Source organism: Paraburkholderia sp. BL6665CI2N2, assembly GCF_004366535.1.
Classification (GTDB): domain Bacteria; phylum Pseudomonadota; class Gammaproteobacteria; order Burkholderiales; family Burkholderiaceae; genus Paraburkholderia.
In genome coordinates, this window is record NZ_SORC01000001.1 from 2586030 (window position 1) to 2608189 (window position 22160).

General features: G+C 54.3%; 19 protein-coding genes and 2 pseudogenes. 14 read left to right on the forward strand and 7 right to left on the reverse strand.

Features of this window, described 5'->3' with window-relative positions:
- Positions 1-652: 652 nt before the first annotated feature.
- Both B0G81_RS11550 and B0G81_RS11555 read right to left on the reverse strand, forming a co-directional pair.
- Positions 653-835, reverse strand: coding sequence for a hypothetical protein (locus tag B0G81_RS11550; protein WP_134135450.1), 183 nt, complete (start codon positions 833-835; stop codon positions 653-655).
- Positions 836-898: 63 nt separating this feature from the next.
- Positions 899-2056 (reverse strand): hypothetical protein, encoded by a 1158-nt coding sequence (locus B0G81_RS11555; RefSeq protein WP_134135452.1) that lies wholly within the window; start codon positions 2054-2056, stop codon positions 899-901.
- Positions 2057-2614: 558 nt separating this feature from the next.
- Here B0G81_RS11555 and B0G81_RS11560 point away from each other — a divergent pair.
- Positions 2615-3166 carry a hypothetical protein gene (locus B0G81_RS11560; RefSeq protein ID WP_134135454.1) on the forward strand — a complete coding sequence of 184 codons (552 nt, stop codon included), beginning with the start codon at positions 2615-2617 and terminating at the stop codon, positions 3164-3166.
- 539 nt (positions 3167-3705) lie between these two features.
- On the opposite strand, the gene B0G81_RS11565 is transcribed toward B0G81_RS11560, so the two are convergent.
- Positions 3706-4137 carry a hypothetical protein gene (locus B0G81_RS11565; protein WP_134135456.1) on the reverse strand — a complete coding sequence of 144 codons (432 nt, stop codon included), beginning with the start codon at positions 4135-4137 and terminating at the stop codon, positions 3706-3708.
- A 156-nt stretch (positions 4138-4293) separates the two neighbouring features.
- On the opposite strand from B0G81_RS11565, the gene dcm reads away from it, so the two are divergent.
- From dcm to B0G81_RS11575, 3 genes are all read left to right on the forward strand, one after another.
- Positions 4294-5658 carry a DNA (cytosine-5-)-methyltransferase gene (gene dcm / locus B0G81_RS11570; RefSeq protein ID WP_134135458.1) on the forward strand — a complete coding sequence of 455 codons (1365 nt, stop codon included), beginning with the start codon at positions 4294-4296 and terminating at the stop codon, positions 5656-5658.
- Between the two features lie 24 nt (positions 5659-5682).
- The gene (locus B0G81_RS43610) at positions 5683-6060 is read left to right on the forward strand and encodes a hypothetical protein (protein WP_166678976.1); all 378 of its coding nucleotides are present in this window, start codon (positions 5683-5685) and stop codon (positions 6058-6060) included.
- A gap of 402 nt (positions 6061-6462) precedes the next feature.
- The gene (locus tag B0G81_RS11575) at positions 6463-6888 is read left to right on the forward strand and encodes a nuclear transport factor 2 family protein (RefSeq protein ID WP_166678977.1); all 426 of its coding nucleotides are present in this window, start codon (positions 6463-6465) and stop codon (positions 6886-6888) included.
- A 328-nt stretch (positions 6889-7216) separates the two neighbouring features.
- Here the strand turns inward: B0G81_RS11575 and B0G81_RS11580 are convergent, their stop codons facing one another.
- Positions 7217-8476, reverse strand: coding sequence for a hypothetical protein (locus tag B0G81_RS11580; RefSeq protein WP_134135462.1), 1260 nt, complete (start codon positions 8474-8476; stop codon positions 7217-7219).
- Between the two features lie 167 nt (positions 8477-8643).
- Between B0G81_RS11580 and B0G81_RS11585 the strand changes: the two are divergent.
- From B0G81_RS11585 to B0G81_RS11610, 5 genes and pseudogenes are all read left to right on the forward strand, one after another.
- Positions 8644-9159 (forward strand): annotated as a pseudogene (locus tag B0G81_RS11585) (transposase); the annotation flags it as partial.
- A gap of 499 nt (positions 9160-9658) precedes the next feature.
- A complete protein-coding gene (locus tag B0G81_RS11595) occupies positions 9659-9961 on the forward strand; it encodes a hypothetical protein (protein ID WP_134135466.1) in 303 nt (100 codons plus the stop codon).
- Positions 9962-10013: 52 nt separating this feature from the next.
- The gene (locus B0G81_RS11600) at positions 10014-11630 is read left to right on the forward strand and encodes a CHASE2 domain-containing protein (protein ID WP_166678978.1); all 1617 of its coding nucleotides are present in this window, start codon (positions 10014-10016) and stop codon (positions 11628-11630) included.
- Complete coding sequence (locus B0G81_RS11605) at positions 11623-11994, forward strand: hypothetical protein (protein ID WP_134135470.1); 372 nt, start codon at positions 11623-11625, stop codon at positions 11992-11994. Before B0G81_RS11600 ends, B0G81_RS11605 begins: the two co-directional genes overlap by 8 nt.
- The gene (locus B0G81_RS11610; protein ID WP_166678979.1) at positions 11991-13679 is read left to right on the forward strand and encodes a M48 family metalloprotease; all 1689 of its coding nucleotides are present in this window, start codon (positions 11991-11993) and stop codon (positions 13677-13679) included. Before B0G81_RS11605 ends, B0G81_RS11610 begins: the two co-directional genes overlap by 4 nt.
- An 18-nt stretch (positions 13680-13697) precedes the next feature.
- Here the strand turns inward: B0G81_RS11610 and B0G81_RS11615 are convergent, their stop codons facing one another.
- The gene (locus tag B0G81_RS11615; protein ID WP_166678980.1) at positions 13698-14465 is read right to left on the reverse strand and encodes a papain-like cysteine protease family protein; all 768 of its coding nucleotides are present in this window, start codon (positions 14463-14465) and stop codon (positions 13698-13700) included.
- 267 nt (positions 14466-14732) lie between these two features.
- Here B0G81_RS11615 and B0G81_RS11620 point away from each other — a divergent pair, with 267 nt between their 5' ends.
- Positions 14733-15203, forward strand: a complete 471-nt coding sequence (locus B0G81_RS11620; RefSeq protein WP_134135476.1) for a hypothetical protein — start codon at positions 14733-14735, stop codon at positions 15201-15203.
- A gap of 384 nt (positions 15204-15587) precedes the next feature.
- Here the strand turns inward: B0G81_RS11620 and B0G81_RS11625 are convergent, their stop codons facing one another.
- Together B0G81_RS11625 and B0G81_RS11630 are read right to left on the reverse strand one after the other, a co-directional pair.
- Positions 15588-15863 carry an HU family DNA-binding protein gene (locus B0G81_RS11625; protein WP_134135478.1) on the reverse strand — a complete coding sequence of 92 codons (276 nt, stop codon included), beginning with the start codon at positions 15861-15863 and terminating at the stop codon, positions 15588-15590.
- A 183-nt stretch (positions 15864-16046) separates the two neighbouring features.
- Positions 16047-16877 (reverse strand): Dam family site-specific DNA-(adenine-N6)-methyltransferase, encoded by an 831-nt coding sequence (locus B0G81_RS11630; RefSeq protein WP_166678981.1) that lies wholly within the window; start codon positions 16875-16877, stop codon positions 16047-16049.
- A gap of 1275 nt (positions 16878-18152) precedes the next feature.
- Between B0G81_RS11630 and B0G81_RS11635 the strand changes: the two genes are divergently transcribed.
- The 4 genes and pseudogenes from B0G81_RS11635 to B0G81_RS44580 all read left to right on the forward strand — a co-directional run.
- Positions 18153-18713, forward strand: coding sequence for a hypothetical protein (locus B0G81_RS11635; protein ID WP_134135484.1), 561 nt, complete (start codon positions 18153-18155; stop codon positions 18711-18713).
- Positions 18714-18905: 192 nt separating this feature from the next.
- Positions 18906-20048 (forward strand): hypothetical protein, encoded by a 1143-nt coding sequence (locus tag B0G81_RS11640; RefSeq protein WP_134135486.1) that lies wholly within the window; start codon positions 18906-18908, stop codon positions 20046-20048.
- A gap of 4 nt (positions 20049-20052) precedes the next feature.
- Positions 20053-21111 carry a hypothetical protein gene (locus tag B0G81_RS11645; protein ID WP_134135488.1) on the forward strand — a complete coding sequence of 353 codons (1059 nt, stop codon included), beginning with the start codon at positions 20053-20055 and terminating at the stop codon, positions 21109-21111.
- A 522-nt stretch (positions 21112-21633) separates the two neighbouring features.
- Positions 21634-21957 (forward strand): annotated as a pseudogene (locus tag B0G81_RS44580) (heterodisulfide reductase-related iron-sulfur binding cluster); the annotation flags it as partial.
- Between the last annotated feature and the right edge of the window lie 203 nt (positions 21958-22160).

The following is a 22160-nucleotide window of genomic DNA, read 5'->3' on the forward strand; positions in this document are numbered from 1 at the left end:
CGTTCGGACTTCCACATTGACTCCTGCTCGAATATCAGGCCTTACGATGTCGGCTGAGCTGATTGAGGACCCGACTTCGATACTCCCGAACGGATCCGCGAAAAAGCGTTGGGCCGCAACCCGCGCTGCGTGGTTAGCGCTTCGCGGGCATCCACGATCATTCCAGGGAAGCCGCATGCATACACAACAGCGTCCGCTATGACGGCGTGCTGTACGCGTCCGGGCACGCATCTCCGATGCCCCGCCCCGCCGCGCGGCACAACCGGAATGAAGTGGAAATTATTGTGCAACCGGGTCCATTCGCGAGCTACACCTTGAAAGTAGAGATCGGCATCCGAGCGGCCGCTCCAATACAACGAAATCGGTTGACACCGGGCTTCAAATAACATGCTCTCGACAATCGCCCAGACAAGTGCAAAGCCAGTGCCAGTACACATGAAAACTGCATGTGCTGCTTCCTGGTTCTGGCGCAATCCGAAGTCGCCGAACGGCCCTCGCCATGCGACAACGTCGCCACACTTGAACTTGCGCATCGGCAGATCGCTGCATACGCTACTCGGAACTCGGTGAACATGAAGTTCGATACTTCCGTCGATGAGACGTGGTCGCGCTAGTGAAAAGCTGCTGAACCGCGCATCGTTTGCAAGCACGTTCACATACTGGCCTGGCAACAAATAAACTCGATGCCTTGCGCAACGCGAATCCTGAGTGTGGTCACGCCCGGTCCGTATTTCGCAACCTGCTCGATATGACTACGGACCAGCGTCGCTCTATCTCCGATGCTCGGATGGATAGGCTCAGTGATAATCGGCGAACCCGCGATGACAATCTGCATGAACAGACTTGTCCACGTTGAAATAAACGGTCTCCGGGAGACCCGCGCGAAGCGCCGCTGGCCTCAGGACGTTCGCGTGCTGTTAGACAGGAGAGCCATCGCCGCAATGACAGCGTCGGCTCCTTTAAATCCGTCCCGTTCCAGATAGTCCGATTTGTCTTCCTCACCCCGGCGGTCGAAGTCCGTAAGAAGCCATTCGTAAACATCTTCTCGGGTCTCTGGCCTAGCCCCTGGCGTCAACGCGAGAAGCCGCTCGGCGCAGGTTTCGTCGAACACCCTCATCTGCAAACCGAGCTCGAGGTCCGCGACGTACTCTTCGAGTTCAGTGGGTGAGAGCGCGGTCATTTGTCGCTCGAAATCTCGTGCATACGTTTTGACGACACTCATGATCGCGCGCGAGGTCACCGACTTCCAGAAACCAGGACGCGGTCCAGTCTCGTACAGCTCATCCATGGCACGAAACAATAACGAGGGGTAGCTTGTGGCTGGATTCTCGCCGGCATTCTTGAGATATCGCAGCAATCCACTATAGAAGGGTCGAAGAGCCTCATCTTCGTCAGAAAGCTCTAATTGATCGTATACGTTGTGTGTCACGTCACCGGACTTTGCTGAAACGCCCCCTTTCACGTCAGCGCGATGAAGCGCCTCGACGCGTCGTCGAGCTGCGTCGGCGTAGGCCCGTGCGAGTACGTCATGGCCCTGCTTCAGGCGCTCTGCGGTTTCCAGATACAGCACTTTCGCGTCCGACAAACGCCCTATCGTTTCCAGACAGTGCGCGAGATTGAACGTCGCTGCGATGGGACTGCTGCCAATGTGGCGCCCTGCCGAACCCGGGTACCGCTCAACCTCTGCCACAATGGCGTCGACGGTCCCGTAACGAAGCAAATCCGGCAGAAGACTCTCCGTCACCATCCTGAGCGGACAGCGCAAATCACCCCCCCATGACCCCAGGCTCCCCGAGACAACCCCTGCCACAACGTCGGAGGTCTCAAGCTGCGTGGCCGTCGGCCCGTCGTCCAGCTCGTGTGTGAAAGCAGAGTAGGTTCTCACTGCCGTGCAAACAACGTCTGCCACAACGTCGACTCCCAGCAGAACCCCCTGTCGTATACCGGGCGCGCGCCTCTCTGCGAGATACGGCGAAATCAAGGTGAAGTTGTATTGCGCCAGCTCGCGGTTCACGTAGCCAGCGAAAATTTTCAGTGTAGGGTTTAAAAGTTCCATTACCGTATAAAATCAGCGTTAATCGTGTCGATGTGATTTGCCGTCACCAGCAATTGCGCAGATCATAACCAGATTATTTCAAACAGGCAACATAGTATTTAAGCCAGTTTAAATTTTTATACAAAAATCAGACTCTGTCATTCACCACGAAATTCAAGCGGCGGGCCTCTCGAAAACCCTTGTCTGATCGGCTTTTTACGACCATCAGCATCACACCGAGGCGGGCATTCATTTGATAACAGTTATCAAATCAGAAGAGCTCATACGATGCATAAATTCTTATGTTTTCAATTTCTTGTGCCGCAGACATCGTTGCGTCCCGTTTAAAATAAATTTTCGATAATCTATTGAGTTTTTTTAATCCATTCGATAGTCTTGATTCTAAGGCACGACGGTCTGATCAACTACAGCACCCGTGCCGCTCGCGAATGAAGCAGCAGTCGCGTCAGCATTGTTCGCAGCATTCTCAGCGCACAACGATGCGGCAGCAGGTTGCTATACGACCAGAGTCCACCAGCGGCGAACCGCCACTAGCTCCAACCGAAAGGACAAAAATGTATGTACAGCACCCATAGCGCTGCACCCAGAATGAAGGACGAATTGATTGCCGCGATTCATGAGCACTGCACGTCCAACCCCGACCGAGTGGCTTACGTCGTGCCCCGGTCTGAGATGCGTGAGCGAGCTGAGCGCTCGCCAGATAGCTCAGCCGATAAGTTCGTCGTGGTTGCGCTACCTGATGTCCCAGCGACGCAAATTGACCACACTGCGCAGCAGCTTCAGATTGAAGTTCGCGTGCGTCCTGACGGAACTGACGTGGAATGTCTGACGCTCGCTGGTGGAACGGTGGCCATATCCGGACGAGCTATTCAGGCGGCAGGCGCCGACACGAATGGTCAACTCCTCATTGCATGGATGTTCGCGGACAGTATTGAATTCACTGAATATTTGCTGTCGATTGAACATATCGAGCAGATGCAAGCTGCCCAACAGTTCGCCCAGAGCAATGCCCGCTTCACCCTTCGAGAGGCGGCAGGACCATTGGAAACCAATGAGCAGGCAATCGAGGTGTTCGAGCACGTCGTGGTCGAATTTGAACCAGCGCCATAAGAATGGCAATCGAAAGGTCCGCTCGACTTGTCTCGTACGGCGTTGGTGACACATATGAATTTTTCCCATGTCGATTCGAGAGAGTGCCGGCGGGCGGTATGCGCGACTGCGGCGACCGACAGCACTCAACTTCGTCGGCCGGAGCGGACGGACAGATCAGACTGGAGCTACGCACAGTAGATTCGAGACGAGTCGACAGACTCTGCAAGTACGTGCGACGCCCCAAAGCGATCAGATGCGCATCGAACGATTCCTGCGTGATCGGTCTGTTTGCTCGTTGCGCAATATTGGCAGGCGTTTGCGTCGTCCCGCTGACGCGTCGCTCCCGCCAACCCTATCTAACAAAAGCCCTGCACCGCCGAACGATACCAATCCCTGAGATTGCGATTTGCGACCATGCCCCGTAGTCCAGTGAATATTGGTATCAAGGAGACCGGAAAGAGTCGACAGAAAATCCTTAGGAAGTAAGGTAGGAAACCCCGTCAGAATCGTGTTTGCTACATGCCGCATTAATCCACCTGTGTGCTTGTTTTTGGGTTTCAGAAAGCAAAACATTCGACAACCCTTTCTTGCAATGTATGGTCGTCCATATGCAAGTAAACCTTTGAAACGATGAGTTTTTTCCCCGAAAGATATTCGATGGGCATAGTCGACGCAAGGTCGACGTGAGTACCAAGGACCATTTTCTGTACGGTGTCTACTGTCTTTTGCCAACGGGCCTCATCCCATGCTCCCATCAATGCGTAGTGCTCGTCTTGGAACAGAATGCCATGCTTATGGGCAAACTCAAGATGCTCGCGTGCCACCACAGCGGCCACCAACACTGGATCGAGCATAAGCGATTCAATTCCATTGCGGACATTGGGCGACAGCACGTGAATCCTTGATGAGGCGCTGCGCTCTCCGTCCCAATCACCCAGTCCGAGCACGCTGTGATTCCCACCCTTGGACCGGTTTTCAACGATTCTCATCACCTGAACGCATCCAAGCCATAAAGGCGACCGGCCGCTCGATGAGACTCGCGTTCTGCAGCTGCCCGAAGCCCGTAATTTAAACGCTTCGATGTTTTCGCATAGGAGGATAAAACCTGTTCGCTCTACCTGTTTCCACCATCAACGGGAAACAGGATGTCAGCGCAAAACAATATCAATCCGAAAGACGAGCTTCGTGTCGCAGAACTATTTGCAGGTGTAGGTGGGTTCCGTATTGGTTTAGAAGATGTACACGGGAACCCATTCCGGGTCGTGTTTAGTAACCAGTTTGAGCCGTCCCGGAAGAAGCAGCACGCTAGCGAGATTTATCAGGCACGCTGGCCCGACGCGCCTCACATCAACGAGGACATTTTCAAAGTACTTGAGTCGGAAGATGGTATTCAAGCAATACGGGAAGCATCGCCAGATATAGTGGTAGGCGGTTTTCCGTGTCAAGATTTTTCTGTAGCAAAACCCCTATCAAAGTCGCAAGGTCTTGCAGGCAGAAAAGGGGTGTTGTGGTGGGCCATCGCGAGATTGCTTCAGCAGCGGATAGAGGACGCAGAGCCTGTCAAATATTTGATTCTGGAGAACGTCGACCGGCTACTTTCGAGTCCGGCTTCATGCCGAGGCCGGGACTTTGCGGTCATTCTGTCCACCCTGCACTCTTTCGGCTATGCAGTCGAATGGCGTGTCATCAACGCAGCAGAATACGGAAACGCCCAACGGCGCCGACGCGTGTTTATTGTCGCCTATCACAGGTCAACCGGCATCTATCAGCGGATGCAAAACGAAGGTCTTGCGGCCAACGATTCTGGGTGGCTCGCGCGCACAGTCCTTAACAACGCACTCCCTTGTACCCCACGCAACCCGCTGGATGGCGTAGCGCCTGTCCTCAAGCTGCGCTCGGACCCGTTTGATGAGCAGATGCACTATCAGCCTCTCTCGAATGGGAAGTCTAGGTTCGCCACTTGTGGATTTATGCTCGACGGGGACGTAAGAACGTTCATCGTTGATGCAGCCAGCATTAATGATTTCAGCGAGTTCACCGGATACGTTCATCCTCTAACGCTAGCGGACATCGTGAGCAAGACCGGTCCGGTGCCGAGAGCCTTCTACATCAAGCCAGAAGACGAGGATAAGTGGCGCGCCGCCAAGGCGGCTAAGAGCGTCCCCCGGACGACTAATGGCTTTACTTACAACTATTCTGAGGGCGCAATGTTGTTTCCGGACCCATTAGGCCGACCATCCAGAACAATCATTACGTCCGAAGGCGGAACCACGGCGACACGGACAAAGCACGCCATTCGAGAGCCCAGGGGCCTACTTCGACGCCTCGTACCGGATGAGTTGGAGGCGTTGAACGGATTTCCTCGCGGCTTTACCGCTCGCCCCGGCGTATCTGATGTGACGCGCGCGATGCTCATGGGCAATGCCCTGGTCGTGCCGCTCGTTCGCCGTATCGGCGAGGCCCTCCACAGAGCACACCTCAACGACCAGCACAATCTTCACAACGCTTAGCCAATACTCCAATTGAGCCGAAAAATGCAAACAATGCAAGAGCCAGATGAATTGGCCGACACGGAATTCGACCAGGCATTCATGGAGTTCATCAACGAGTGCGTCTCGGACGTCAAACATCCGTGCTCCTTTGATGTCCTCGTGGAGCACGTTCTTGGTGGCGGAAGAGTTGCTGCAGGCCGAGCGCTGCGTCATTGTGGCAGCGCCAGGGAGAAAAGCAGCCGAATTTCTGCGACGGATGCCAGATGTGGTGCTGTCGTCACGACCAGGCCTGACGATTTACGTCAAGCCAATTTGATGCTTCGTGATGAGCATTTTTTGCTATCGGTCTCTCGCTGTGAGGCAGCTAAGCACACGCATCCTCACAAGTGCCTTGCCTTGTCTCGTAACCTATCCTCTTGAATCGAGCTTCGCGACCGCCTGGAGGCTCGCCCACAGCGGAATCCGTCAGAGTCAAGACACGATAAGTCAGAAGCCGTGGCAGCCAGATTTTTCAGTCATTTCTTCTCCGGAAAAGAGAATTTCGAGAAGATTATGATTGCAATCGTCAAATCAATATTTTCCATCTGGTGATATTGTTATGAATCAGCGTCACCGCCCGGACCCGGACGACGCATTGAAAAAATGAAAGCGCGGAAGCCGCCACGGTCTTGGCCTGCGACCTGCTAACTCGTTTTATGGAATCGCGCTGCCAGATCGTAGCGCCCATAAGTCATTCGATATCTGTTCATTGTTGGTAACGTCAAGCGTAAGGTGGCAATGCGCTCGGTCGCAGCGGACCGAATTTCAAAGGGACATCTCGAAATGAAAAAATTTCTTATGATCGTCGCGGGTAGCCTTATCTTCCTGGACGCTTCCGCAAACACCTCCGATGAATATGCCGTCAACGATGCAATGAACCGTTTGAGTGCTGCGATGATCGCTGGCGACCCGCAAAAGATGCGAGACTTGACATCTGAGGCGCTGTCTTACGGCCATTCCAATGGCCGGGTGCAGGACCGGGCGGCGTTTATCGACACTATTGCGAGCGGACAGACTCATTACCGACGAATCGATCTTACGCACACGACGACGGTGGTCACTGGCGATAACGCTGTCGTACGTGATCATTTCTCCGGTACAACAGAGTCGGATGGCAAGTTTGCGGAAGTCGATTTTGACGTGCTGCTAGTCTGGCAAAAGCGCAATGGCGTGTGGAAGCTACTGGCTCGCCAAGGCTACAAGGACTGAGCAGGTAGGTCTAGCGAATCGGTGCTCCCCACGATATGCCGGCTTCGTCTCGTCGAGCCGAGCTAACCGGTTCGGACGCGTATGACGAACCGGCTTATGCGATCGAGATTCAAAGGATAGATTTGAGTTGAGGCGATGCCTGCCAGCACATGCGGCGCCAACGGCGCACTTCACAGTCAGGTGGTAACTGCTACCCCCGAAGGCGGTGCCGAGCTCCCTCTGATCTGCTGGAAGACCGGGTGTTTTCCGCCGAGGACGTTGCGCCGATTTTCGATATGTCCCGCACCTATAGAGCCTTAGGTGGTAGCCGCAGCGGCCACAGCCAAAACTAGAACGGCACCTCATCAATGGGGTCGGGGGCATCGTCCAAAGCGCGGCCGGAATGTCTACCACCGTAGGCAGCTGCATTCAGGACGCGAGATTTAACGCAGGGCTTTACTACGGACCCATCATCCAGACTCAAACATTCGCTGAACACCGGGATAAGTCCGTCGAGTTCACCGATATGGGCAAGCGTTGCGTGAATGGAAGCGCAATCGGCGAGCCCCGAGAACTTGTGCACGGCGAGAGCGCTGACTTCCCTTCCGACAAATACGACAGGCAGCTCATAGTCGAACTGGTGCAGAAAGCGACTGACTTCCAACGCTTCTAGGCGCACTGCCTCAGACGCGAGCTGCAGCACACATTCGGTCTGAAATTGACCGTTCTCGGCGAAGCTCAGCGATGGAGCAGAAAAATCCACGAATGAATCGCATCGAGCAATCCACTCGTCTGGCATGGTCACCGCCAAACATTTCGATTCATGGATACCGTGCTGCAGACCAGAGGGAAGCCTGTCTACATCAAAAATGAATACCGTTTCTCTTGAGTATTCGCTAGTTCGAATCTGCTCGATAGCTAAAGAAGACTCGTACGTGCGAAAAACCCTCCTGACTCCAGGAGGCTCGCTAAGCTTCTTCACGCGTGCAGCCAGGGCGACCGCTGTCATTCGCTCGTAGGTAAGCCGAATCGCTGCCAGGTTAGCCGGATCGCGATAGCGTTTCACAACGTCCGGCGAAATCCTCGACCAGGATTCGCGTTTCGACTCTATTTTGGATGGTGTATCAAGCGCCTTGGCCTCGCCGATAACCTGTTGCAATGCGGCTACCGCTGACCATGTCATCTCAATGTAAGTCGATAGCTCGACATCGTATTGTTCGACGTTTTCGTTGTGAAGCCAGTCAAAATCGGAACGCCGACGTAAGACAAGGTCGACCGCTCTGTAAGGCGTGAGTCCTTCCCACGATTCAAGATAGCGTTCGCTTTTCGACGCAATTAGGAGAAACTCTTCCTCAATAGCCTGGAAGAGCGCAGCGAGCTCAGGCTTTGTTGTGAGCGGGGATTGGTTAGACATGTAGTGACCATCTATGCAGGAAAGATCTGTATAGACGGAGGTTTTATCCCGGAGCACTCGGTTAAGATCTGGCGTAATACCGTGTTTTTCCACCCGAACACGAGCATGCTCACCAACGACAACCGTTCTATGGGTTTCCGCGATTCTCCGAAACGTTCCTTCAACCTCGGCAACGAGATCGCGAGCGCTGAGCATCTTAGCAGTCGTAGACGGGGTTGCCCTCATGGCTAGACGACTTTTGGCAGCCTCATCCCCATCGGATGGTTTGTCTAGCAGACCGTTGAAATACCTGATGTGGCGGTCATCCGTAACGAATGTGTAAACTTTGAACTGATGTCATCGATGAGAGCGAGATGGAACGGATGCGTGGTCCAGATGGTTTTACCGAGTCAATGTTCACGGTGCTGAAGCTGGACGATTTTGTGCCGAAGGACCATCCGTTGCGTCCGATTCGCGCGTGGCTCAATGACGCGCTTAAACGCATGGACGATGTGTTCGCCCGGATGTACGAGGCTGACGCGAAAGGAGGTCGGCCGAGCATCGCGCCGGAAAAACTGGTGCGAGCTCTTTTACTGCAAGTGCTGTAATCGATTCGTAGCGAGCACATGCTGGTGGAACAGGTTTCCTACAACATGCCGTTCCGCTGGTTCGTCGGCCTGCCGATGGACGGGACCGTGTGGGACCACTCGACGTTCAGCAAGAACCGCGACCGGTTGCTCGAACACGATGTGGTGGTGTTGCTCTTCAACAAGACGGTCGAGACCGCGCGCGAGCGCGGATATCTTTCTGGGGAGCACTTTAACGTCGACGAGACGTTGATTCAGACATGGGCCGGGCATAAGAGCTTTGTGCCGAAGGCGAGTCCAGACGAAGACGACACGCCTCCTGACGAACAGGTGACGACGCTTCCTGAAGGTTAAGAACGACAACTCGGGCTTCTTAAGCAAAGTTCGTTTGACATTTCGATAGTTCCGAGGTCAAAGATTGTTTCCTGATTCGTTGATTCATTCGGCATATATCTGGGGTCCATCTTGTACGCCTCGGAGCCTGCGAAGCCCCTGCTCCAACAACCCGGTTGGCATCTGGCTAATTCCCTTAGAGCGTCGCGCAAACTCCGAACCGATTTGCTAATATCCTCACGCCAGCGGCCGTCTGGCAATTTAAAACCATTCTTCGTGAATGCGAAAGATATTTAGGAGAGAACTGTGGCGAACAATAGTTTATTCATCAATGAAAGCGCGCTCGGCAAGTTCACTGTCGAGCCGGCGCACAGCAGCATGCCATTGCATACCGCAAACACTCAGGCAGACGCCATTACATGGGCAAAAAGAAACCATCCGGACAAACCACTTCATGTCGCTCGGGTACGACATCTGAATGACAAGAACAAGCCAGATCACTGGCGCAAGGTCTAAAACAAATTCGCTGGCGTGGCGGTTACCCGACGCGCCGGCTACCTCTGAATCACGGCCTTGGCAGATGTCAATTCAAGGCCAAAAATCGCACTTCCTCGGCGATTCACTGCGACCTCGCCAACTTGTCATCATCGACGATTTTTCCAATGGCACCTTGGGAACAGCGGCATCCTGGGCCACAACTGCAGGCTTTGTCCGAATCCAAGACATCCAAATCGTTAAAGATTTGCTGTTTACGGCCGATATACATTCGAAAACGATGTGACACATATGCACGCCGCGTGGCCTTCCCGGCCTAAATGAGACAAACCTGGGAAATGAATCTTCGAGCGAGTACGGGGGCTGCATTCGACGCAGTCCGTCAAAATTTCTTCGGTAAAACTGCGTTGCAAGCTGGGCTCGCGATTGTCATGGGCATCGCGGCAAGTGCGACGCTGCCGCACATTTTTGGAGAGGATTTTGCAACCCGCAAGGCCGCCAGGTTGTATGCGCCAGCGGCCGGCGAAGCGTATGGAAATGGTTCGCGAGAAGCCCTCACCGTCGCATTGATTGACGACATTACGCTCCAGCGAGCGGGCCAGACGTGGCCACCTTCCTACGGATACTATGCCCGCGTATTGCGCGCCATCAAACTGTACAAGCCAAAGGCCATCTTCTTTGATATCGCGCTGCGCGAGTTTCGCGAAAATGATAAAAGTATCTCGACGCTGGTGGACACCGTATGCACTCTGAAGGCCGCTGGCATCCCCGTGTATCTTGCAAGTCAACCCGACGCGCACGGTCGATTGACAACCATTCCACCGATGCAGGCGCTTGAGGGAAAGTGCCTCTCGCAGGTTGGCGTCACCTATAAAGCCGACGAACTCGACCACGAAGTCTGGGAATACCCACTCGAATCGCACGTTGATGGCTCAACGCCGGTCCGTAGCGCGGCGATGGCCATCTACGAAGACCTTTATGGAAAGCCATTGCCACGTCCGGCCACACGGATGGCTCTAACTTGGGGCCTGCACCCTGCCCCCGACGGATTGACGTGGATCAAATCCAATTCGGCAGCAGACAACGAATCCTCCGCTCCGGACGGAAAATCGGTTGATGCAACTGACGCGTACTGTCGAGGCGATTTCGGGCTGATGGAATTGGTCCCGGCTGGAATACGCGAGGCGAAATTCAAAGACGCCGATAGACCAGTGTGTGTTTTCCACCACACCGTCTATGTACACGATCTCGGCGGTGACGAAGACACCGACACACGTATTACTGCTGAGCTTAAAGACAAGGTTGTTTTGCTCGGAACCGACCGAAAATTTGGCGGGGACTACATCAACTCCCCGATCAACGATCGCATTCCGGGGGTGTATCTTCACGCGATGGCTCTGGACAATCTCATTACATATGGGGCCGATTACAAGCGAGCCACCTCATTGGCTGCAACGCGGGATGCCGACAATCTGAAGTTGCTCCTTCTAACAGTAATTAGTCTTGCCGCCGTCGCGGTAATTCGTATCATCAAGAACCGCTTGCGACGAACGCGCTCCGATATCGAGCCCGAAAACGCATCACGGCACGCCTACACATCGAATATCGACGTTCTCGAGACCACGCCGGGATTCCCTGCGCGCTTGCGTCCCCTCGTCATGGTATGGCCGGGGCAGGAATGTGAAGACGACGGCCGGTGGCGACGCGCGACGACCTGGATTGCCCATAAGGGCGCAGACGCCTTGTGCAGAGCCGGGCGTTCGTTATTAAACCTCCTTCTCTCAGCGCTTCTGGTTCTTGGCGTACTGGTCGTTGGTCAACATTTCCTGAATGTCGGCTTTCTGACCGTCGTTGATGTGGTCGGCTTTGCGCTCGCAGCAGAGTGGCTCGAATGGAACGAGACTTTTCTTGACTGGATTTCCCAGAAAAAATTGGAAGGAACACCGAATGACTGATCGTTCAGCAATGAAGAAGCGCCTCTCAGCGACCATCACCTTGATTGCTGCTGCGCTATCCTTCCCGGCGTTTGCCATCGCGTCGGACACGGATACCGTCGTGAGCGTTAAACAGGATCCGCTACCGGTTTACGCCAGCCCAGACGGGCGGCTTTCAAATCTAACTGTGCCGGCACGAGGGCTACCCTGGAAAATCAAGGCATCGAAAAACGACTACTATCTCGTAGGCGTCGATGGGAAAGACTATTGGATTGATGCCATGACGGTACATGCTAATCATGCTGTATCGGCAACATGTCTGCGACAGTCCGCTGGCACGACAATCGCTGCCGATCTCGGTGCTTCGACGGACCACTGCAAATGAGCCTGCGGGTGCGCAGAGCTTTCATTTCTCTGGTATCGCTTACCCTGCTGGCATCATGCTCGAATATGCCGAGTCCCGAGAGCCTTTCGTCGATCGCTGGCGGCCCGGACAAACCTGTGATGAAGACGGCGGGTGAGCTTCCGCCAGTGCCTAGGCACACTTGGCAAAATCTTGGCGAAGATTTGAACGACCATCGTGCAGATGGCTGGGGTCTGGTTTCCATGCCCGAAATGGAGCAATACCTCAACGGACTGCTCTATCGAATCAAGACGACTACGGGGACGACCGATTGGCCGGGTGCAGTATACATCACAGCCGACACGTCACTCAATGCCAGTTCCAGCGCCGCAGGAAACATCTATATATCAATCGGATGGCTACAATCTGCCGAATCCGAGGATGAGATATTTGCGATACTGTCGCACGAGTACGGCCACATATATCTAAATCACTACGCCGTCTACGACGTCAAGAATGCAGGCGACGCGTCTGCGCTCCTCGCGGGGGTCACCTGGTCGTTTGTGAACCGGAATATCACAGATCACGGTTGGAATGGCCTCGACAAGATTGCCGTTGTCCAGACAATCGGAACGACTGTTCTGATGCCTGCCTGGCAACGACATATTGAAGAACAGGCCGACCTCTTTGGCGCGACAGTTAGCCTGCGCTGCGGGTATTCGTACATTCACGGCTTCAAGGCGTTCCTCGAGCGGATCGATACCTATGACCGGCAAGCGAAAGAGCGTGACGCGAAGTTGCGCGATGCTCAGAATGACGCCATGCACGAGCAGATACGCAAGGAAACGCTCGCGGCCATTCCTAAGGCGCCTCCTCCTCCCGTCGTAGCATCAGACGCGGCCGCCCCACTACAGGCACTGGCCAGCATCAACGATGCTCTCAGCAAGTTGAACGCTGCGTTGGCCGAAGGGCAAGTAAACCTGAAGCAAAAGACCTTTGATGCAACGCAGGCGATTGACGGCGCAATCGCAAACGGAGCAGCCGCCATTCGAGACACACACCCAGAGGGTGCGGCTCGAGAAGACGATCTTAGTACTGAGGTCGCGCCGTTGCTGGGCACGAAGCGACCTCCTTCGCACACTCAGCCATGGGAAGCCGCAAGGAATCAGCCTCAAACGAAACTGATTCTCAAACACTATGCACTCATACCGCAAATCGAAATGCTGGAAGCACAACGCCGATACTCCGATGCACTGAAGCTTGCACAGCAAGCGGCTTCCGGCCCGACATTCAATGACGCAATGCCAGATTTCTATCTCGGTAATTTGATGACGCTTGCGCATGCATCAGGCAAGGTCACAAGCAGCCAGGTATTCATGCGCAATCTCAATTCGCGCGAACGCTCATGGCGACTGCAAATCCAGCTCGCCCATGCGATCCTCTCCACAAACCGGGGGCTCGCTCAAACCTATGTCCAGCAGCAGTTTGCTTATTTTGGAGAAGCACCGACTACCTGGCCCGACGTAATTGCGTTCTATCGGGACAGCGGTGACATCAAGCGCAGCAAGGACATGGCGATGGCCTGCGCTGTCAAGATTCCCGATTATCGGCAATCTTGCATGACTATGAGCCAGACACCGGCGGAACTCGCTGAGATCAGGGCGAAGACCGACGCTCACGCAAAGATTGTTGTCGACAACGTGTCGAAGCGGTGGTTTAAACAGTGACCCGAACTATATGAATTGTCAACGCTGCCGACTTGATTTCATAATTCGATCGCTTTCCTGGATATCGAACTGCAGCCGGGATGTGGTTGGTTCTTCAGTAAAAAAAAGCACCTGAGTCGGTGGTTGTTTCTCGGGATGTTGCATCGGCAGATTCGCATAAAACTGTTCTATTGCAATCAGAGAGCGCAAATAGACTATGCCATCCAGAGGATCGACATATTTGACGTTCGCGCTTCTGATGTTGGAGCCGTAACCGACGCTAAGAAGGACTCGTGCATGCGGCTCAGGCGATATTTCTGTCATCCCGATGAGGATCATCGGTCCACATCTCATTTGCTGTGCCCACCAGTCGGGATGTAAACCGGCAAGTGGTGCAGTCTTCATGTTGAGTTGGGCGGCGAGCGACGGAATCTCATCAACCGGCAGACCTGCACTCGCGAAAAAAAGAGACTCGAAGTCCACACCCAAACGATGCGCTGCATCCGCTAAGCTAACCGGACGCTCTGCGAGCCAGGACTGGACCATAGCTGCTGCCGCGAGCCAACATAAATCAACGTTCTCCGGCTGACTCACCGGCGTCACTTCATCACTCCAGTCGCTCGCAGAAACACTTGACATATCGTCGAGGAGCTCGGCCGCCGCTGCTGGAAATGCAGCGAGCGCCGCGCCAAGTCCAAGCAGGCGGCGACGGCTCATCACTGCCCAATTCTGCTTTCTTGTCGAGTGGTCAGGCTCCATCCGCTGCTTTTTTGGCCTTCTAAGTCTACGACATTCCATTTTCATCATTTTTAGCGCTGCATGGAGACATCTCGCAAGGCTGTCTCGGCAAAGATCTGTCCGCCTGTCGAACCCATCAAGCATAACGAATTGTGTGTGAGCACAATCTGCACACGCGGATCGTATTGGCGAGCTGAAGAATTTAGCGCTGCAGACGTCGCGCCAAAGCTAAACGCGGTTGCTACGCGAACCATACAGTTACGGCAAAGAGACTCCAGGATCTTGACAAGAATTTCGGTAAGTTTCCGTTCGCGGCGTGCACCCGCGCAAACGCTCATGCTGGGTGTCAGGTATGGCACAAACGGTCTGGACTTCAACGGTGATCACCTCGCTATTACTGGGATCGATGCGCTCGGCAATCTGCTGCGCACGAAGTGGCTTGCGTTGCTGCGGGAGGACCCGGGTTCCGACGAGCGTAACGCCATGCTATCGGATGCTTTAACGGCGGCAGTCGAATGGGCCAAAGCGTTGCGCAAACCTGTGGTCGTCGGAAACCTCGACTTCGCCGCAAGAAAGAAAGCAACGACGCAGCTCAGCCCAACGGAAGCACGAATGCTCTCGGGACTGCTCCATGCAAGATACCAGCGACTGCTCGAAGCGAAGTGCTTCGGGGCAGGCGCCAAACTGATCCTGATTGACCCGGCCTGCACGTCGACCATCGGTGCGGTGAAATGCGCAGCGCGACGGGGCTGGAGTGTGCATGCTGCTGCGGGGCGCCATCGCCCGTCGCGAGCAGAGGTTGACTGAACGTCTGCCAAGCGTTGGCGCGGTGATCTGTCTTCCGGTGCGCGGTGGTCATCCCGCACTCGAGCTACCTGCAAGGATAGTGGGGGATTCGCGCGTGGCTGCCTGAAGCAGGCTTCATGCAAGGTATGGAGGTATGGTACGCGGGTAATGGCTCGCACCCCTTAGCAGGGACAACCGTTCGCCCTGCGACGACAATCTGCATAAGCAGATTTGTGCACGTTAATGCAAACGGTGCGGAACTCATTCTTAAACGCGATGATCAGGCCTGCACAGATTGAACATCTAAGCCGCAACCATCACGAGAAGTTTTCGGCGAACGCCCTCAGGTCAGCGCACAAATGCGAACTCGGCACGATACTACAGGCTCGCATTCCGATACAGTCATCAGGCGTTTACTGCTGCTTTAAAAGCCTTTCCTGCGGTGAATTTGACTGTCTTTGCTGCCGCAATCTGAAGTTCTTCACCAGTCGCTGGGTTACGGCCGGTACGCGCCGCGCGCGAGCCTTGGCTGAACGAACCAAAACCGACGAGCTGGACCGTGTCCTCGGCAACCACGGCCTTCGTCACAGTTGCGATGAAAGCGTCGACTACCTCACCGGCTGAAGTTTTTGTCGCACCCGTTGCAGATGCAACTGCGTCAATGAGTTCCTGTTTGGTCATTTAACAATCTCGTTTCAAGGTGAAAAATAAGTGCCCCGAGCGGCACCGACCATCACTTTATCGCAATTTAGCCAACAGCCGCCATAGTAACTGCACGGACAACGGTGCTGCCCAGCGATGCGCAGACCGGTCAGACTTTTTTTTAATGAGGGCAATTTGATTTTCACATAACTCTCTGCGCATTCATTTGGGGGAGAAAACTGCGAGTAGCTCACCCACCTCGCCGCGCTTATCTGCCGCCGCGCTCACCGAACGGCGTGCCGTGAACGAAAATATCTCAGCGCCGACGTAAAGTTGGCGAGCTTTTTCGCAATCGTGATTCGATATCAGGACCGTAACACCTCTTGCGACCAGCCGTTTTGCTATCGATGCAAGCTCCTCCTGACGCTGCATATCAAACCCTCCTGGGCCGTATCCTGTGAAGCTTCGGGCACCGTCCCTGTCAAGATAGGGAGGGTCACAGTAAACGACATCGTCGGGCCTGACTGCATCCATGAGTTCTGAAAAATCGGCGCTGACAAACTTCGCACGCCGGGCGTGCTCGGAAAAGACGACTATCTCCTCGCGAGGGAACCTGGGCACACGTGCCGGATGTCCGTACGGCGTATTGAAACCTCCTCGATTATTGTATCTGCACAATCCGTTGAAGCCATGACGGTTGAGATATAGAAATTGTGCCGCCCGCGTCACGGCATCCTGCTCGTGATTAAACGCCGACCTCACCGAAAGATATTGCTCGGCCGTGCGATACTGCTCATTAAAGTATTGCTCAGCAACACGGATAAACTCGTCTCGGTTTTCTGATACAGCCTGGAAGAGCTCAACGAGATGGACATTGGCGTCACCAAGCAGATACTCTTCGTATCCCGTGGCAAGGAAGACCGCGCCACCGCCTACAAACGGCTCGATAAGCCGCCTCCCTGCAGGCAATCGAGGGATGATATGGTGAAGGACTCTAGTCTTACCACCGACCCATTTAAGAAAAGGTTTGGCCGGCCGCGCGGCCTGGAACACTGGATGTATTTGCATCCAGTGTTAAGCGACAGCGTTTTATCCGTGCCGCCACCCCAGTAGCTCGGCTGGCTGCACTAGCAGAAAAATGTCGTGCGCCGGTCGGTGCTGAAGCGCGGCGCAAAACCGCCCAGTCTCGCCGAGACGTCATCCTTCAACGATTGGCCAAGCCTGGAAACGAAGCCCATGAAGGCGTGACGACCATTTGGGCCAACGACGGACTGGTTGACGCAGACAAACTTGCTGGACAGGGGCGGCTCGTAACCCCAAACCTGATTTCTGATGTTTACACGAACAACTCCACAAGAAAGACCCGTGGATTCTGGTGATGCTCCAATTGATAGCGAGCAGCCCTACGTTTTCCGGGGTGGCTGTAGTCATGATTGGTGCGTGATCGCAATAGCGAAAATCACACCCCACACAGGAAGCACGGCCCGGCTCGAGAAACTCCCTTTGACGCGAAAGAAGCGAAGGCCAGCGACCGTTTGACGGACGCCACAATTGAGCCGCCCGGTCGACTTGCATTTCCGACCGGCATAAACTCAATCTCGAGCTTCATAATTACTCATCGCCTCTATGTGAAGTTTCGCTGCTTCGCGTCGCCCGCGCTCCGCGCTCGCAAGCGCTTCGAGGGGAACGGGCTCACGGCTCGACCAGGCGCTCGCTGTAGACAATATAGCCTCGTCGAACAAACCCCCTCAAACGTTCGGTATCCCATGTTTGAGTAAATTCACCGGCCTGAATGCCTCTGCGTCCCTATCGCCATTGGTCGGACGGCTCGGTTACCTCTTGCGCGCACGATAACTGGCCTGCCTTACACGGTACGGTTGGGTTGGCGTCACATCCGCCAATCGGATGATTCATCTGCGAATTCCAGTGGTTACCGCTAATTAAAATGAATCATTCATTTTATTTTAAACGGCCGCTCGTATAAATATATGAATATTTTAACAAACCCCTTGTTTTATACATTAATAATAAATATGATTACTTAATTCCATCCTTTTTCAACCCGCATTTCAATTTCTTATGTTTAAAAAAATTTCCCACAGGCGAGGAAACGGTACTCACTTCGTTTTTGTTTCGCGACGCGTTCGTCTCGAGCTTCGTCGCGTTCATGAGCGACTGCAAGCAATTGCGCAAGTCGGAATGTGACGCACCACGCGTCTGACGCCCCAACTTTTCTGGATGAGAAGCGAGACGACTCTATGTCAATCTGTATTTCATGAAGCGTGTATGACCACGTCACTCACAACTAGAGCCACTCATCGAAAAACTATGCAAACAACACAAGTCAAGCAAAAAGAACTATCTGCGAACGACCTCGACCAAAAATTGATGTCGTTCATCAGTAAGTACGTCGCGGCGGTTGAGCATCCGTCTTCGTTTTATGTTCTCGCCGAAGATGCGTTGACGAACGAGGACTTACAACAGGACGAATACTGCATCATCGTCACCCTGCCTAGACACAAAGCATCAGACTTCCGCGCAACGAAGGCAGACTATGGCGCCTGCGTCATCACCAGCCCGAACGACAGTCGAATGAGTAGCCTCCTGCTCCGCGACGAGTCCATTGCACTGCCATACCATGCCTTTGACGGCTGGAAATACAGCGCTGACGACCGTCTTTTGGTCATCTACCAGTTTTCCGATGCGACTGCTCTGGAGGAAATTCCATTTACTGAGTCACTCGCTCTGGACCTTTGGGCGTGCTCTATGACCGCTCAGTCAAAGAACCATCCGACATACGCCGAGTTGCAGGAGATGTCTAGCGGAGCTTCCGGAAAAGGCCTGCTCTACGTGCTCGATAATAAGAAAATCTTTGAACGGGACGCATAAATCAGGGCCCGTCGGGCTCACGTTAACACCCGCTCCAACTGCGTCTTTTCCGGTAAGTCTGTTTCACGACACTTCCGTGATTCTCACGCTCGTTGCGTTGACGAGCCCCTGCAAAGAGCCCGGGTCAATCGTCATCCCACGAGCTAAAAATGGATTTCTACACGGTACATGCAGATAACCGGAGCGACATAAATGACTACAGTGATACAAGCCACCGAAACAAGCGCCGACGATGACGAATATTATCCCTCTCATTACACAGACGATGCGTTACAAGCTATCGACGATTTTTGCTCGGACTATCCGTCGCGAGACCTGAAAACCATTCTCGACGAGGCAGCTCGCCTCATCGACATTCACGACAACGGCACTATCGAATACTATGCGCAACTGGAGCCGCAAACAGTCGGGCGATGGGTTCTCGGCTCCGCATGGGATGTTCCGACGCAATATGACGACCAAAACGTTTCCCTAACCCGAGAGATACTCACGCATTATTGCGCAGTAATGCGTCGCGCCTCGGAGTATGCGAGCCAGTCACGCTATCCGACCGTTCGCTATCTGAATGACGAAGACGGACTTGAAACGACAACCTTCTCCGAGCGTCAGATAGCGGTAGATAGCCTTCGATATCCCGGTTTGCTCAAGGCTGCTCAGTCGCTCATTGAAAGTCGGCGACACCGGGCACGATTGGGCAGACACGATAGCGCCCGCCAGGCACAACATTCTTACATCTCCGACGCTGACTGGCCGGAACTGTTTCAGCCAATCGAAACGCCGCTGGAGTGTGGAACCTACAACCGTATGTGGCTCGAGGCGCTGCCCGAGCCGGTTCGTGAACTGACGGAGGAGCAGTTCATACTCGTTATTCCGTGCGGAGCGTCGAGTGGCCAGGAAGCCGCAGAACTCACGCAGGACGCGACTCCTAAACTCATTCTCAACATCGACCCTGCCGGGGAACCGGTTGCATGCGAGGTATTTGCAGGCGGCGCGCTTCGTATTCCCGTTGTTGCGAATCGCAATCTGTTCACTGAGCTGCGCAGCCATCTCGCCGTGGTCTACGTGTTCACCGGACATGCGCTGCTAGTCGAATATCCGTGGAATCAAATTACATTAGGAATACAGCGGATAGAAAAGGCGGAGTTGCTTGAACGACAGGCGCTTGAGGAACCCACCCTCGTGTCCGTCACATGGGAAGGCACCGCGCCGTGCAGATTCATGGTCAATCGTATCGTGGGTCTCTTGACCGACACGCCTCACCCGATCTGGATGGACGACATCCGTTTTGAACCGAGTGCACGAATCATGCGTCTATCTAATACAATTTTAATCTAACAATATGTTCACCAACACCGACTCCCTACTGCCGCGAGACGACGTAGTAAAGTTCTTCGAGGACGCGAAAACGCTGCTTGAATTGCGCCAAGACAACAACGTCGAATTCTGGCAAAACATGGACGCAACTGCCCTTGAGATCTGGCTGCGCGAGGACCACCCCGATAAGGCTGACACCCTGAACTCGCGTATCTGCCTGTCTGCTCTGCGCGAGCTACTCTCGAGGCATCTGGCGAAAATGCGCTGCGCCGCTGAATGGGTTCACCGTATATTTGAAGTGAGTATCTCCGAACTGAAGTCACACCCTGACTATTTCATCCTCTTTTCCGAATTGTGCGATGACCACCCCGAGCTTCTTCGGGATGCGTACATCCACTATGGCCTTGCGCAAGCAGTGCAGACACTCATGGCGCGGTGGTATCTGCAGCCGAAGGCAGAACCTCTGGCCGGTGCGAAACGAGCCCTCCCACACACATTCGTCAAGGCGTCGGACAATGAGGCGTTGGCCCGGCTTCTTTCCAGGCGATGGACTTCAGGCGACCGGTTCTACGCTGACCGGGATTTGCTGCGCCCAGTCGTTGGCGACGCATGTACCGAACGAAAAGTCCTGATTTTCACTCGACTCAAGGAGTCGGAGAATGACTCACTCTCACTTGCGTTCGACCGCGCAAGGACGGTCATTGAGCAAGGCCCACGAACGAGCCGTTTAACGGAAACGTTCGCGGATGGGCTCCTGCGTCTTCCGCTCACATCGAGTGCCGGATATCTCGAACATGTGCGGAGTCGGGTTGCTGTGCTCTATCTATTCGATGATCGCGCCCTATTCGTCGAATACCCATGGAATCGGTCCGGTACGGGTCATCAACGACTGGCGCACGCGTACTCAATTGGCGACAAGGCACTGCCTGTGCAAGGAACGGACTATCCGGTTGAGCAATATGATGAGGTTGACACACTGTTCGGGTGGCAGCAAGTATACGTGCCCGAATTGCCAGAATGGGCTGCGAAGGCATTGGCCGGGCCGTCTGTACATGTGCCGACCTCCGTTCGCGCTAACTCGTAGGCATCGCGCAGCCCCATTACCACGCCTTTGATCTTCCGACAAGGAACTGCGGAAACTGACGCCAGACCGTCAAAGGCAACGCTTGATGGCCTTGAACCCGCGCCAAAGGAAATTGAGAATCTGAAGTACACCGGCAAACGGGTAACCGCCGATGCGCAGGCCAGTGCAGCGGGCAAGAGCAAGCTTTAAATCAGCGTTATACGTTCAAAGCGCAACGTCTTAGCTGAAAAAACCGGGGCAATGGATTTCTGCTCCGCTAACCGTGTACCGGCATGCAACGTACGCATCGGTTGAGGAAGTGGTTCGAAGGCAAAGGAAGGTGATCAATCGAGAGAGTCCAGGGATTAGTGCTATTCGACAGATCCACGACGTGGAACTGAACTGGTGGGAACGCACCTTAGAATTCTTGTATGCCGACACATGCACCACGTCAACCGCCCATTAGTCTATTTTTATCGATCACGATCGTCGGTAGGTGATGAACTCCTCGACCAGTTGCACTCGTCGCCATCAAGAAAAGTCCGGAAAAAGACGGCCTTTCGCTGCCCATGCACATTGCAGCACGCGCAAAAGTTTGGCGGCGCGATCGAGTCGATCCATCAAAGGCCCGGCTTCGAGCTAACCATCGTGCCGGATGCTCGTGAATTGCGAATCCGCAGGTACGTATTCGATTACACAATCCGAGCTCGCGCAAAAATTGCGAGACAACAAGCTTGGCGCACTGGAAAGCGGCAATCCCGACACTATCGCCACAATCAACTTCGGGTGCCAGGTGCATCTGGACGGCGCCGGCCGCACGCCACAGTACGCCACTGGATAGAGCTGGCAGAAGCGTCGTTGCCCTAAAGCAGCGCCATCACCTTCGGTGCCCTGGCAGCTGTATCTCCGTGATATTGGCTGTGAAGGATGCAACCGGTCTCGATGCCCGGTTGACCGGTTGGATCTGCGCGGTGGATTGCCTGCACGCGATACGGGATGCGTCTGCTCTCAAGCTGACTTCACGGCTGCGCAAATCTGCATGCCCCGATTACAATTGGCGAATTGGCCAA